This is a genomic window from Cytophaga aurantiaca DSM 3654 (genome assembly GCF_000379725.1).
Lineage (GTDB): Bacteria > Bacteroidota > Bacteroidia > Cytophagales > Cytophagaceae > Cytophaga > Cytophaga aurantiaca.
This window is the reverse complement of the sequence record NZ_KB903645.1, coordinates 16,923-31,160: the sequence shown is the minus strand read 5'-3', so window position 1 is coordinate 31,160 and position 14,238 is coordinate 16,923. Positions and strand designations below refer to the sequence as shown.

The 14,238-nt window shown below is 40.0% G+C and carries 9 protein-coding genes; 5 read left to right on the top strand and 4 right to left on the bottom strand.

The window, feature by feature from the left end; genetic code table 11:
• Positions 1 to 288: 288 nt before the first annotated feature.
• The 4 genes from A3EE_RS0112910 to tgt all read right to left on the bottom strand — a co-directional run bounded on the left by A3EE_RS0112910 (position 289) and on the right by tgt (position 3,561).
• Positions 289 to 642, bottom strand: a complete 354-nt coding sequence (locus A3EE_RS0112910; protein ID WP_018343871.1) for a hypothetical protein — start codon at positions 640 to 642, stop codon at positions 289 to 291.
• A 266-nt stretch (positions 643 to 908) separates the two neighbouring features.
• Positions 909 to 1,181, bottom strand: a complete 273-nt coding sequence (locus A3EE_RS0112905) for a hypothetical protein (protein ID WP_018343870.1) — start codon at positions 1,179 to 1,181, stop codon at positions 909 to 911.
• Positions 1,182 to 1,338: 157 nt separating this feature from the next.
• Complete coding sequence (locus A3EE_RS0112900; protein WP_026209761.1) at positions 1,339 to 2,418, bottom strand: LptF/LptG family permease; 1,080 nt, start codon at positions 2,416 to 2,418, stop codon at positions 1,339 to 1,341.
• A 12-nt stretch (positions 2,419 to 2,430) separates the two neighbouring features.
• The gene (tgt, locus tag A3EE_RS0112895) at positions 2,431 to 3,561 is read right to left on the bottom strand and encodes a tRNA guanosine(34) transglycosylase Tgt (protein WP_018343868.1); all 1,131 of its coding nucleotides are present in this window, start codon (positions 3,559 to 3,561) and stop codon (positions 2,431 to 2,433) included.
• A 132-nt stretch (positions 3,562 to 3,693) separates the two neighbouring features.
• On the opposite strand from tgt, the gene A3EE_RS0112890 reads away from it, so the two are divergent.
• From A3EE_RS0112890 to pbpC, 5 genes are all read left to right on the top strand, one after another.
• A complete protein-coding gene (locus A3EE_RS0112890; protein ID WP_033417975.1) occupies positions 3,694 to 4,719 on the top strand; it encodes a glycosyltransferase in 1,026 nt (341 codons plus the stop codon).
• A complete protein-coding gene (locus A3EE_RS0112885; RefSeq protein WP_018343866.1) occupies positions 4,710 to 5,336 on the top strand; it encodes an RNA polymerase sigma factor in 627 nt (208 codons plus the stop codon). Before A3EE_RS0112890 ends, A3EE_RS0112885 begins: the two co-directional genes overlap by 10 nt.
• 20 nt (positions 5,337 to 5,356) lie before the next feature.
• The gene (rsmG, locus tag A3EE_RS0112880) at positions 5,357 to 5,980 is read left to right on the top strand and encodes a 16S rRNA (guanine(527)-N(7))-methyltransferase RsmG (protein ID WP_018343865.1); all 624 of its coding nucleotides are present in this window, start codon (positions 5,357 to 5,359) and stop codon (positions 5,978 to 5,980) included.
• Positions 5,981 to 6,041: 61 nt separating this feature from the next.
• Positions 6,042 to 11,459, top strand: a complete 5,418-nt coding sequence (locus A3EE_RS0112875) for an alpha-2-macroglobulin family protein (protein ID WP_018343864.1) — start codon at positions 6,042 to 6,044, stop codon at positions 11,457 to 11,459.
• Between the two features lie 397 nt (positions 11,460 to 11,856).
• Entirely contained in the window at positions 11,857 to 14,166 is a 2,310-nt protein-coding gene (gene pbpC / locus A3EE_RS0112865) for a penicillin-binding protein 1C (protein ID WP_018343862.1), read from the top strand.
• Positions 14,167 to 14,238 lie beyond the last annotated feature (72 nt).

Genomic DNA, 14,238 nt, shown 5'->3' with positions numbered 1-14,238 from the left:
TACTGAGCCGCGAACTCAAATTTCTATTTGATGCCTGTTCAAATAAGCCGGCAAAGGACTAAATCCACGGATAGGTCTAACCTAGTTGCGCCATAGTTCACCTTTGCCGGTGGTTATTTTAATTAATTTATTTAGAATTCTTTAGAATAAAAATATACCCAAACAGAATCGTATCACTGCAGAAGGACGGTTGATACCGTCTTTCGCTTTGATAAATATGAATTCTTATTTCTTGGAATTTTACTACGGCGTAAATCTAAAGGTTGTGCCTTTTCGGCTAACCACCAACTAAACATTTCGATCCTTTAGCAGTTCCAATTGCACTTCTGTAAAATTAAAAGACAGATTAAATGAGGGCTGACCCAATCCTAGCAACATAATAAATTCAATAAATATTGTACTTGAATTTTCAATTATTTCATGTGAATATATTTCTAAGGATTCCAATTTCACGATATTCAATTCACTCATTTTTAAATTTTCGATATTATAAAAATCAATTTTCCAATAATCATATTCTTTACTGTCTTCAGAATAAATACTAACTATTATTGTAAGTATTCGCTTTTCAAAATCAAAATTGAAGTTCTCAAAATTTTGATCATGTAATTGAAGTTCTTTTAACTTTTCTAATTCTGTCATAAAATATTAAGCTATTTCGCCATGCTTCAACAGTTACTATTCGTAGAGTTAGCGAAGCGCTCTACGAATCAGCAATGAATAAGAGTCTTTGACTCGTTTTATAATTTATAATTTCAAAAAAACGAGTCAAAGACTCTCTTCTATTTAACATCCGTAGAGCGCTTCGCTAACTCTATGGATAGAGCAGTAACATTTGAGAGCAGCGGGTGGTTGGCCGAAAAGGCACAACCACGGCGAGATGTGAGGTTAACAACCATGGTAAAATCTTATTTCTTCTTGCTATAGCGTTTTATAATCCAGTATATACCAAAGGAAAACACTATATCAATCAAAAAAAATAAAACTTTAAATCCATTATTATCACAATCACCACACTTGGCAGAGGTAACAGATAGAAAAGGAACAGGCAATCCTAATACAAAAGTACCATCAGCGGAGTATGTTAAACTTATGGGAAGCCAAACAACAATACTTATAACGGCTAAAATTACAAATATTTTTATCGTACCTATTCCTCCTTGAATAATATCCCTTTTCATAATTATTCTATCTTCTTCGCTGTAAGTTACTATTTGTAGAGTTAGCGAAGCGCTCTACGGATAGAGCAACTAAGGGCTAAACTCACCATTCGTCGGACCACAAAAAAAGTGGTCTGACGAATGTGCTCTATCCAACATTCTATCAAATACTTTTAATCTATTTCGGCACGTACCGATACATCACCAAACCTATACACACAAAAACCATATTCGGGATCCAGGATGCTAACAGCGGACCGATACCGCCTACGTTTGCAAGGCTTCGGCTCGTGATCATAAAGATGATGTACACAAAGGCCAGTAAAAATCCGAAGGCAATGGGTAATCCTGCACCTTCTCTTGACTTACGGGACGCTGCAATCACACCGATCAGGGTTAAGATAATAACAGAGAACGGATAGGTATAACGCTGATATTTTTCAACGATGTAGGTATCTACATTTTCAGCTCCTCTCGCTTCTAAAATTTCGATCTGTCTGTTCAACTCACCCATATCGTAGGTTTCGAAAAGCATATAGGTGTCTGCAAAATCTTTCGGAGTAATCGTCAATACCGTATCTTTATCACGACCGGTAGATACATGCTCTACCCCATTGTTATCAAAACTGCGTATAAAATATTCTTCAACGTGCCATTTTTTAATGCTGTCGTTCCAATGAATTCTTCCTGCTTTCATTTTATTCACCAGCTGATTATCGATAATCGTTTCGAGAGTGAATTGATAACCGATATTCAATTCACTATTGTAGCTTTCTAAATAAACGTAAGTTGTAGGTGATGTTTTAATATGAACATTCTTGCCGCTATAAAAGAACGCACTCTTGATGTATTTTTTTTCAAAGTCGACCCGTTGCTTGTTGCCATGCGGAATCAGCCAGCCGGCCATATAAAATACCATTGCCCCAATAATCATTGAACCGATCAGAAATGGAAACATGATGCGAATTAAACTCATACCGCTACTCAACATCGCAATGATCTCTGTACGGGCAGCTAGATTTGCTGCAACAAATATGGTCGCAATAAATATGGTAATAGGGCTTAATAAATTCGCCATGTATGGAATGAATGCAAAATAATATTCTACCAAAACAAACCACGCACTCAGGTTGTTCTTCATGAAGTCTTCCATCTTTTCTGTTATATCAATAACAGTGATTACAAGCATCAGCATGAGTACAACAAAGAAGTACGTAACTAAAAACTTTTTAAGAATATATAGATCCAGTTTTTTCACTCGGCAGAATTCTTATAAACGTTGCATACATTGTTTGATCATCGGATCTTTCCATTCACGGAACGTGCCCGCAACAATTTGCTTGCGTGCTTCACGCATCAACCACAAATAGAAGCTAATGTTTTGAACCGTCGCGATCTGTGCACCCAGCATTTCATTGTTATGTACTAAATGGCGTAAATATGCTTTTGAATAATATTTATTTAAAAAGGTATCCAGACCGCTATCAATGATCGAGAAATCATTCTCCCATTTCTTATTTCGGATATTGATTATACCTTGTGTTGTGAACAACATGCCGTTACGCGCATTACGTGTTGGCATTACACAATCAAACATATCAATACCTAAGGCAATGTTCTCCAGTAAATTTTCGGGTGTACCCACACCCATTAAATAACGCGGCTTGTCTTTCGGCAATACCGAACATACCAACTCACTCATCGCATACATTTCTTCCGCAGGTTCTCCAACCGATAAACCACCGATGGCATTGCCTACACAACCTGCTTCTGCAATCACTTCAGCAGATTTCAACCGCAGATCTTTGTATACACTTCCCTGCACGATCGGAAACAGATGTTGATTGTATCCGTACTTCGGTTCGGTTTCAGCCATTCGCGATACACATCTTCCCAACCAGCGATGCGTCATCTCCATCGACTTACGTGCATACTCGTATTCACACGGATACGGCGTACACTCATCAAATGCCATTACAATATCCGCACCAATTGTACGCTGAATATCCATTACACTTTCAGGCGTAAAGAAATGCGCGGAACCATCAATGTGTGATTTAAACTTCACACCTTCTTCGTTGATCTTACGAATGCCGGATAACGAGTATACCTGAAACCCGCCGCTGTCTGTCAGCATCGAACGGTTCCATCCAATGAATTTATGTAAGCCGCCAGCCTGTTCAATAATGTTCAGACCCGGTCTTAAATATAAGTGATAGGTATTTCCTAGAATGATTGGCGCATTGGCTTCCTCCTCCAGCTCGCGCTGATGCATTGCCTTTACAGTGCCCGCTGTACCAACAGGCATAAAGATCGGTGTCTCGAATGTACCGTGATCGGTTGTGATTACTCCCGCACGTGCACTCGTTCCAACGTCATTATGTTCGATTTTATAAAACATACAAGTGTATTAAGTACGCTAAATTACTTTTATTTATTTATTATTGAGAAAAAAACACCTTTGAACAGCCAATCTTTTATCGAAATACTTTTTTACGCCTCGGGTATCCTCTCTATCGGTTACCTGCTGTTCATGGCAATTACCCTTGCTTCGTACAAGCAGTCTTCTTCAGCTACTACAAATGAAGGAGTTAGTATTGTGATTGCCGCACACAATGAATATGAAAACCTGCGTGCTTTCCTGCCTGCTATCTTAAATCAATCATACCCTGTTTTTGAAGTAATTGTTGCCTGCGACCGCTGCACCGATGGCAGTGTAGCCTTTTTAAAATCTTTACATCATCCTGCTTTGCGTATTATTGAAATCGACACTATTTCAGAATCCATTCAACCTAAAAAAGCAGCTCTTACTCAAGCTATTCGGTCTGCCAAATATCCATGGATCTTAGCAACCGATGCCGATTGTTATCCAACTAGCGATCAATGGATTACTGAAATGATGCAGGCACGTAACAACAAACAGATCAGCCTTGGAATTTCCTTATACGAACCCAAACCGGGCTATCTCAATGCCTTTATCCGCTTTGAAACAATCTTGACGGCTCTTCAATATTCTGCCTGGGCAATTTTGGGATCTCCCTACATGGCAGTCGGGCGAAATTTGCTGTATGCAAAAGAATTATTTATCAACAATAACGGCTTTGGTAAATATGCCGCTCATCTGGGCGGCGACGATGATTTATTCGTTCAGAATATTGCTACAAATAACAATACCAGCGTTTCAAGTAATCCCGCAAGTTTTACTCTCAGCAAGCCTGCAGAAGGATACAGACAATGGTGGAAGCAAAAACACCGTCATTTACATGCAGGCAAACAATATCCCTTCAGCACCTTATTGGGCTTAAGTATCTACCCCATTTCAAGCGCTCTATTTCATTTTCTATGCATTTATTGCCTGTTCACCCTAAACTTTGTACCGATATTGGTATTTTATATTTTGAGAACATGTATATTTATCAGTATTTTTGCACGGATTGGATATAAATGGGGCACAAACCCCTCTGTATTTTATCTGGCTATTACTGAAATAGTGTATTTGATTTATTTACTATTTGCCGGTATATATAACCTGGCAGTACCTATAAAAAAATGGAAGTAACGGACGACCTTCCCGAAGGAAGAGAATTTTCAGAAAAGGCGAAAAAAGACTTTTTACTGGTAGAAAGAGCGAAGACAACCGGCGATGAAAAAGCATATGCCGAATTGATGTCGCGCTATAAAAAGCCGGTGTATCACATGATCTTAAAAATGATCCGCAACGTAGATGATGCCGAAGATCTAACAATCGAAGCATTTGCAAAGGCGTTCAAAAATTTACACAAATTCAATCCCGATTATACCTTCAGTACATGGTTGTTTAGAATTGCAACCAATAACTGTATTGACTTTATACGTCGTAAAAAACTTGTAACAACTAGTATCTCTTCTTCTTACAAAGACGATAACGGTGAACATACTGAAATGGAGATCAAAGACAGCAACCTGACTCCGTTTGAAGAAACGATCAAATCACAGAAGATCGAGATCATTCAGGCGATTGTAAGCATGCTACCTCCGAAATATCAGACTTTGGTTCGTTTGAGATATTTTGAAGAATATTCGTACGAAGAAATTGCAGTTGCAATCTCTGCTCCGCTAGGTACTGTAAAAGCTCAGTTGCACCGCGCACGTGAGTTGCTGTTAGACTTAGTTAAGAACCGCAAAGATTCGATTTAATACGCCTACCCTGCTTCGCTTTGCAAATCATTGAAAAATACTTTAAGCATTTAAGCGCTGAACAAATTGAAAAGTTCAGCGCCTTACAAGCTCTATATACCGAATGGAATGACAAGATCAATGTCATTTCAAGAAAAGACGTAGATCAATTGTACGAACGTCACGTGCTGCACTCTTTAGGCATTGCGAAAGTAATGTCGTTTAAACCGGGTACACGTATTTTGGATGTTGGTACAGGCGGCGGCTTCCCGGGTGTTCCTCTTGCTATTCTGTTCCCCGAATGTGAATTCCATCTGGTTGATTCCATCGGTAAAAAAATCAAAGTTGTACAGGAAGTTTGTGCTGGCGCAGGCATTACCAACGTAACTGCTACACACGGTCGTGCTGAAGACATGAAAGATAACTATCACTTTATTGTCAGCAGAGCGGTAACCCGTTTCAAACCATTCTGGTCATGGATCAATAAAAAATTCGACGACGAGCAATTCAATGACTTGAATAACGGCATCCTTTATTTAAAGGGTGGAGACCTTGCCGAAGAGATCCAGGAATTAAACAGACCTGCCTACGAATACGACCTGAACATGTTTTTTGAAGAGGAGTTTTTCGAAACAAAAAAAGTAGTTCACGTACCCGCATTCTGATTCTTTTTCAATTTAAAATTCGTAGATTAAAGTCGTTTACTTTTTAACACGACCGAATTTTATGAATTCCATTTTCAAACCCCTTGCCATCGTCATTCTGGCAATTTCAATTTTCTCTTGCAGCAAAAAAGGACAAGTTGAAATTAAAAGTACAAACATTTCCGAAGAAATAAATTTACAGCAAAACATTGTCATCGAATTCAGCGAAGACATTGTCGGAGACAGCGCACTCGACTCATGGAGCGAGAAACAATTGATCACGTTTACTCCTGCTGTAAAAGGTTTATTTAAATGGACCGCAACCAACGAGCTCACCTTCTCTCCTTCCACCAGCTTTGCAGCCAGCACAGATTACAAAGCAGAAGTATCAGATCTTATTTTAAAAGAATCTCCTGAAAAGAAACTTTCGTTAGGCAGTGACATTAAATTTGAATTTCACACACCGTATTTGAATCTAACACAAATAGATAATTACTGGGCAAAAAAAGAAAGTAACAAAGCGATCAACGAAGTTCGAATGACTTTAACATTCAACTACAAGATCAACCCGGCTCAGTTAAAAGAATTGCTTGAAGTCAGTATTGCCAGCAAGCCACTTACCGTAGACTACTATACATCAACCATCAGTAACGTTATTGAAATCGGAATCTCTGAAGGAGCCGAATCATTCGACGATAAGAATTGTTTACTTACGATCAAACCGGGTTTGAAATGCGTTGAAAGTGCATATGTAACAAAAGAAATTTTATCAAACGAAGCCTTCATTACTTCCAAAGGTACATTCATCGTTACCGGCGCAATGGCTCAATACATTGAAGACAAAGGCTACATCAGTGTCAGCACCAATCAGGAAATTGCTACAGACAAAATTGAGGACCTGATCACGATTGATCCTGTAACTCAATTCACCATTGAAAAACAAGGCGCAGGTTTCTATATCAAAGGCGATTTCAATACAGGCGAATCGTATGAACTGACGATCAAAAAAGAATTGCAAGGTATTTTTGGCGGAACACTGAAAGCAGATTATACAGAATCTATACTTTTTGGTGTACCTAAGCCTGCCATCAGTTTCATTTCTAAGAAAGGTGTTTACTTAAGCAGCAAAGGAAATAAAAACATTGCGGTGCGCATCATTGCAGTGCCAAAAGTAAAAGTTACGGTTTACAAAGTATACGCAAATAACATTCTATCTTTCTTCAAAGGCAGTAACAATTATTACTACGATGAATATTATGAAGAGGAATATTATGACAACAACGGTACGTCGTATTATGGATTACAGGATCTGGGTGACGTTGTGTATGAAAAAGAAATAGAAACAAAAAATCTTAAAAAGGTCAACGGTACTCCTCTATTGAATGTTGATTTCAGCGAGATCAATCAATTCAAAGGAATTTATGTTGTTCAGGTTAGCTCTATGGACGAGCAATGGCTGCAGGATTCAAAATTCGTTTCCATCTCTGATATCGGTTTGGTAGCGAAACAAGGAAAAGACGACATGTTATTGATGGCACATTCCATCATCAACAATGAACCGTTAGCAGATGTAGAGATCAATTTGATCAGCCACAACAATCAGACGGTTTTTACTACTAAGACAGATGGTAAGGGTATTGTTCACATTCAGGATCTGAAAAGCAAGATCAAGAATTTCAACATCCGTATGATCACTGCTACAAGCGGCAATGATTTTAACTATTTGAATTTTAATGAAAGTTATGTTTCCAATACCGAATTTGAAACCGGTGGTGCGAAAGATAACGAATCGGGTTACGAAGCATTTATCTACGGCGACAGAGAAATCTACCGTCCGGGTGAAACCGTTCATATAAACTCCGTTGTTCGCGATGTTACATGGAACGCATTAAAAGCAGCACCTGTAAAATTAAAAGTGTTATTACCGAACGGAAAAGATTTCCAAAATATACGAGGCACATTAAATGAGCAGGGCGCATTTGAAACATCGTTCAAACTACCTGAGTCTACTGTTACCGGAACCTACTCGGTAGAATTATATACGTCAACCAATGTCTTATTGAATTCGATTCGCATCAGCGTAGAAGAATTTATACCGGATAGAATTAAAGTGGTAGCGAATGTCAACAAAACAGAATTGACGTTGGCAGATCAACTTACAACAAACTTACAGGCAGTAAATTTATTCGGACCTCCTGCAGCAAACAGAAATTACGAAGTTGAATTATCTTTAAATAGAAAATATTTTACTGCACCTAAATATCCCACCTACGATTTCGGTATCAATGCTACATCATACAATGAATTTAAAAATGAAGTACGCGAAGGCAAAACAGATGCTGAAGGCAAAGGAACACAAATCTTTGATTTCCCGGATGAATTTAAAAACTCAGGTGTACTGGAAGGAAAAGTTTTCACAACGGTGTTTGATGAATCCGGCAGACCGGTGCATCAACTGAACAACATAGAAGTATATACACAGGAAACGTTTTACGGTTTGAAGTACATAGACAACTATGTTTCTACCAATCAGCCGATGAATATCCCATTGATCGCGGTTAACCGCAAAGGCGAACCTGTGGTAGCAGATGCGCGCATTGAAATTGTTCAGTTTGAATGGCAAACGGTCATGCAAAAAACATATGGTGACAACTACCAATATGTGTCGCAGAAAAAGATCCGTGTGATGGAAAACAAAAACATCCATATTTCACAAGCCGGACAATCGTTCACGTTCTTACCTATAAAATCAGGAGAATACGAAGTACGTGTGTATGCACCGAATGCACAGTCGTACGTAAGCAATTATTTTTATGCATATGGATGGGGCAATACTTCTTCTACTTCTTTTGAAGTAAATACCGAAGGAAAAGTAACGATCGAAACGGATAAAAAAGAATATACAAGCGGTTCTGAAGCGAAGATCTTATTTAAAACGCCGTTTGAAGGAAAGCTGATCGTGACGATCGAACGCAACAAGATCTTCGAATACAAAACACTTGAAACAAGTAACCGTGCTGCATCTATGACCCTTGCGTTAACAGATGCGTATTTACCAAACGTATATGTATCGGCAACATTGATCAAACCAAATACCGATCAGAAAATTCCGTTGACCGTTGCACACGGCTTCCAAAGCATCAGCGTTAGCAAACCTGAAAATAAATTACCACTAGAGATCACGGCAGTACCAAGCAGCAGATCAAGAACCAAACAAAAGATCTGCATCAAATCAAAAGCGGAATCAGATATTCAGGTAACCATTGCAGTAGTAGATGAAGGGATCCTTCAGCTTAAGAATACACAGACACCTGATCCGTATGGTTTCTTCTACCGCAAACGTGCATTAGAAGTTTCTTCCTATGATGTATACGAACGCTTACTTGCAGAATTAAACACAACAACAAGCAAAGTGGGTGGTGATGGTTACAACTTAAGCAAACGTGCAAACCCGCTTACGAACAAGCGTGTGAAGCTTGTAACATTCTGGAGCGGTATCTTAAAAACGAATTCAAATGGTGAAGTATGTTATGAAATAGATATTCCGCAATTCTCCGGAGATCTTCGCATCATGGCCGTTGCATACAAAGACAATTCATTCGGATCGGCACAGAAGAATATGAAAGTAGCGGATCCGATCGTGATCTCTACTGCCCTTCCTCGTTTCTTAAGTCCGGGTGATTCATTGAACATGCCGGTAACCATGAGTAACACTACTGCAAAACCAATGGCTGCAACTGTATCTATTGGTACCACAGGAAATGTGCGTATCAGCGGTGGTACAAATCAGCAAGTGACGATACCTGCCAATTCTGAAAAACAAGTATCGTTTACATTGGTAGCGGCACAAAAAGTTGGTTTGGCACAAATCACAACAAACGTAAAAGCACTGAACGAAGAATTTAAAGAAGTGATCGATATTACGGTGCGACCGGTAACATCGTTGATTAAACTAAGCGGTTCAGGTTCTGTGAATGGCGGTGCTACCGGAAGCTTTACACTTAAAAATGATTTTGTTCCGGCAAGTACCGCAACGAAAATTGTTGTGAGCAGATCACCGATGGTTAGCTTCTCGAAAAACCTAAGCTACCTGATCGGCTATCCGCACGGTTGTATTGAACAGACCACGTCACGTGCATTCCCTCAGCTCTACTTACGTGAGTTGATGAAAGATCTGAAACAGGTGAACTACACCGCTGTTGCTCCTGAAAAAATGGTACAGGAAGGTATCAACCGCATCTACACCATGCAGGCATACAACGGAAGCTTTGGTTACTGGCCTGGAGATTACGAAGGTAACTGGTGGGGAACGGCTTATGCTACGCACTTCTTAATTGAAGCGAAGAAAGCTGGCTACGAAGTACAGGGACCTGTGATCGATAAGGCATTGAGTTATCTGAAGAATAAAGTAAAAGAAAAAGGAGAATACACGTATTGGTACTACGACGGAAGCAGTGCACTGAAGTCTCGAGTGATTGCATCCAAAGAAATTTTCTATTCGTTGTATGTAATGAGTTTATACAATCAGCAGGATCTGTCGGTGATGAACTACTACAAAACAAACACATCCTTGCTTGCAATCGATAGCCGTTACTTATTAGCAGCAACGTATCTGCGCATCGGCGATAAGGCATCGTACCGCACATTGATCCCAACGAATTATGAAAGTGAAAAATCGGTCAACAGTTTCGGTGGAAGTTATTACAGTTATACGCGTGATATGGCAATCATATTGGATGCCATGATCGACAACGATCCTACGAATGCACAGATCGGTATCTTAGCGAAACACCTGAGCGAACAATTGAAAAATCAATATTACCTGAATACACAGGAGACTGCCTTTGCATTGATCGCGTTAGGAAAACTGGCTCGTAAAAATGTAGAGGCAAACGTAACGGCAGATATTAAAAGCTCGACTGGTAATCTTGGCACCTATTCATCCGGCGTATTTATGACAACTCAGAACATGTCGAACAACACCGTATCGATTGTTGCAAAAGGAACAGGTACACTTTTCTACTCATGGGAAGCAGAAGGTGTAAGTGAATCCGGAACGGTGAAAGAAGAAGATAATTTCATTACTGCACGCAGACAGTTCTTCGATCGCTTTGGCAATCCGATAAACAGCAATACCTTCAAACAAAATGATCTGGTTGTTGTGCGTTTAGCTGTACAATCCAAAGGTACTTCATCTGTTGAAAACGTTGTATTAACAGATATGTTACCTGCCGGATTTGAAATTGAGAATCCGCGCTTGAATGATTTCACAGAAGTTGACTGGATCAAAAACAATTCTACACCGGAGTACTTTGATGTACGGGACGACCGCATCAATATGTTTGTTACCGCTACGAAGGAAACACGTTACTACTATTACATGGTGCGTGCAGTCAGTGTTGGTAAATTCAAACTGGGACCTGTGAGTGCGGATGCGATGTACAATGGTGAGTACCACTCGTACAATGGTTCGGGATCGATTACGGTGACGGGAAGATAGTGGACAGTAGACTGTTCATCATTAGTATCCAATATAGTTCAGTTAAACTTTAATTAGATGCTAATAGTCCTCCTTTCTTACTGGTGATTTTGTTTCTTTTTGATTCTTCTGTTCTTTTGCCTTGATGCAAAAGAACCAAAAAATCAAGGCTGATTTCAAATAAGCTAAAATTTTGGTTCATTCCGCGAACGCTACAAAACCGTCCTGGAAAAGGACTAGTTGTAGCGTTCAAAAAGCTCCATGAACCAAAATTTCTTAACGCAATTTGAAATGAGGCCGTTGGTGGTGTTACTAAATTATAACAAGAATTTAAGTTGAAGCTATTCTAAATGTTTACTAGACATTGGATTACAAATCCCGAAGAGCTTGATTTTAAATAAGCAAACAAAACAAAAAGTTGAATCGTATTCCATTTAAAAAAATATTCACAAGGCTTGCACTTACCGGTGCAGGCCTTGTTGTTTTATTTTTCATCCTGAATGCCATTTTTACGTTACCCCCTATTCCGCTCTATTCAACGATTGTAACTTCGGATAAAAACGAGATCGTGCATGCGTTTTTAAGTAAAGACGACAAGTGGCGGTTTAAGATCCGCACCAAAGAAATTCATCCGGATCTGAAGACTGCTTTTCTGAATAAGGAAGATAAATATTTTTATTACCATCCGGGAATCAATCCGATTGCTGTTTGCAGGGCTTTCTTTAATAACATTATTCAGAATAAAAAAACATCAGGTGCATCCACCATTACTATGCAGGTTGTGCGTTTGCTGGAACCCAGAGAACGTACCTACTTTAATAAGTTCATTGAATTGTTCCGGGCACTGCAGCTGGAATGGAAATATAGTAAAGAAGAAATCTTTGAACTGTACATCAATTTTGTTCCCTACGGTTCCAACATTGAAGGAGTAAAAGCTGCATCGTTATTATATTTTCAAAAAGCACCGGAACAATTAAGTCTGGCGCAGATCGTCTCGCTAACCATCATTCCCAACAGGCCCGTATCCTTAAATCCCCAACGATACGAAACCCGCTTAATGATCGAGCGTAACAAATGGTTGAAACGTTTTCAGGAAGAAGAACTGTTTGATAACGAACGGATCGCCGATGCAATCAAAGAACATGTACAGGCAAAGCGAGTTGCACTTCCACGCAAGGCAGAACACCTGAGCATTCGTCTGCATAAAAAATATCCGCTCTTAACCGAGATCAATACCACGATCAAACTTTCTACGCAGGAACGTGCACAGATGCTGATGGCAAATTACATGCAACGCATCAAACAACTTGCGATCCATAACAGCGCCATTATTATTTATAATAACGAAACGAAGAAAACTGAAGCCTATATCGGTTCACCGGATTTTAATGATGCACCGCATCAAGGTCAGGTAGATGGTGTAAACTCCATACGTTCACCGGGCAGCACGTTCAAGCCGTTCATCTATGGCATGGCATTCGACAAAGGGTTCTTAACACCGAAGATGGTGATCGAAGATATTCCGACAAATTTTGATGGCTACGCTCCTACCAACTTTGATGAACATTTTAATGGATTGGTCAGTGTTGAAAAATCACTTGCGTATTCCTTAAACATTCCGGCAGTAAAAACGATTGAGCAGATCACCCCGCAGGCATTTACGAAAGTACTTGTTAAGAGCGGTTTTAAGCAGATCAAACGCGACGAAGCACACTTGGGCTTATCGGTATCACTCGGAGGCTGTGGCGTCACCTTAGAAGAGCTTACACACCTCTACACCATCTTTGCACAGAAAGGCATGTTGTACAACTACGCGCTGCTGCAAACCGACTCCACAAAACTTGCTGCACCGGTATTGTCCGAAGCATCTACCTATATGATCTCCGAGATCCTTACACAAATCACCCGTCCGGATCTGCCAAACAACATGCACAGCAGTTTCCGCATTCCACACATTGCCTGGAAGACGGGTACGTCGTTTGGTCGGAAGGATGCCTGGTGTGTGGGGTACAATCAGAAATATACCATTGGTGTATGGCTGGGGAATTTTGATGCAACGGGGATCCATGAATTGACGGGTGCGGATATTGCAACGCCTCTCCTGTTTGAATTGTTCAACACGCTTGATTACAATTCGCAGCAGCATTGGTTCTTTAAACCCAAGGGGCTTGAGTTGCGCACGGTATGTACCTACAGCGGCCTGCCGATGGGCGAATTCTGTACGGAGAGTATGATCGATCAGTATATCCCTAAAGTGTCGCCGAATCAGGCCTGTGAGCATTTAAAAGAGTATCAGATCTCTGCCAATAGAAAATACAGTTACTGCACCTCCTGCATACCGGATGGCGGTTACATCACGCAGACCTATCCAAACTTATCGGTCGCGCTCGCCGATTTTTATGACTCGGAGCGCATTCCGTATGCAAAACCACCGGTACATAATCCCATGTGCATCCGTGTCATGGAGGATCAGAACCCAAAGATTGTATCTCCTGAAAACAATAAGGAGTATTTAATTGAACGTGCTGTGCCAACGGAGCTGCAACTGAAGTGTATTGTACCAAACGATGTACAGAAAGTCTATTGGTATCTCAATGGAAAGCTTTACAAGGAAGCTACGCCTAAAGAAGAGGTATTTTTCTTACCCAAAGAAGGTTCTACAAAAATATCCTGCAGCGATGATCGAGGCAGGAACAGTAGTATGAGTATTAAGGTGGAGTTTTATTGAGGGCTGTTCGGGATTTGCAATCCCGAACTCAGATAATGGAGATTTATAATCTCTTTTAGCAACTATCGGATT

Bases quoted from the DNA above. Each gene is read 5' to 3' on its own strand.
- A3EE_RS0112910 (WP_018343871.1), bottom strand. From the start codon at position 642: ATGACAGAATTAGAAAAGTTAAAAGAACTTCAATTACATGATCAAAAT.
- A3EE_RS0112905 (WP_018343870.1), bottom strand. From the start codon at position 1,181: ATGAAAAGGGATATTATTCAAGGAGGAATAGGTACGATAAAAATATTT.
- tgt (WP_018343868.1), bottom strand. From the start codon at position 3,561: ATGTTTTATAAAATCGAACATAATGACGTTGGAACGAGTGCACGTGCG.
- A3EE_RS0112890 (WP_033417975.1), top strand. From the start codon at position 3,694: ATGGCAATTACCCTTGCTTCGTACAAGCAGTCTTCTTCAGCTACTACA.
- A3EE_RS0112885 (WP_018343866.1), top strand. From the start codon at position 4,710: ATGGAAGTAACGGACGACCTTCCCGAAGGAAGAGAATTTTCAGAAAAG.
- A3EE_RS0112875 (WP_018343864.1), top strand. From the start codon at position 6,042: ATGAATTCCATTTTCAAACCCCTTGCCATCGTCATTCTGGCAATTTCA.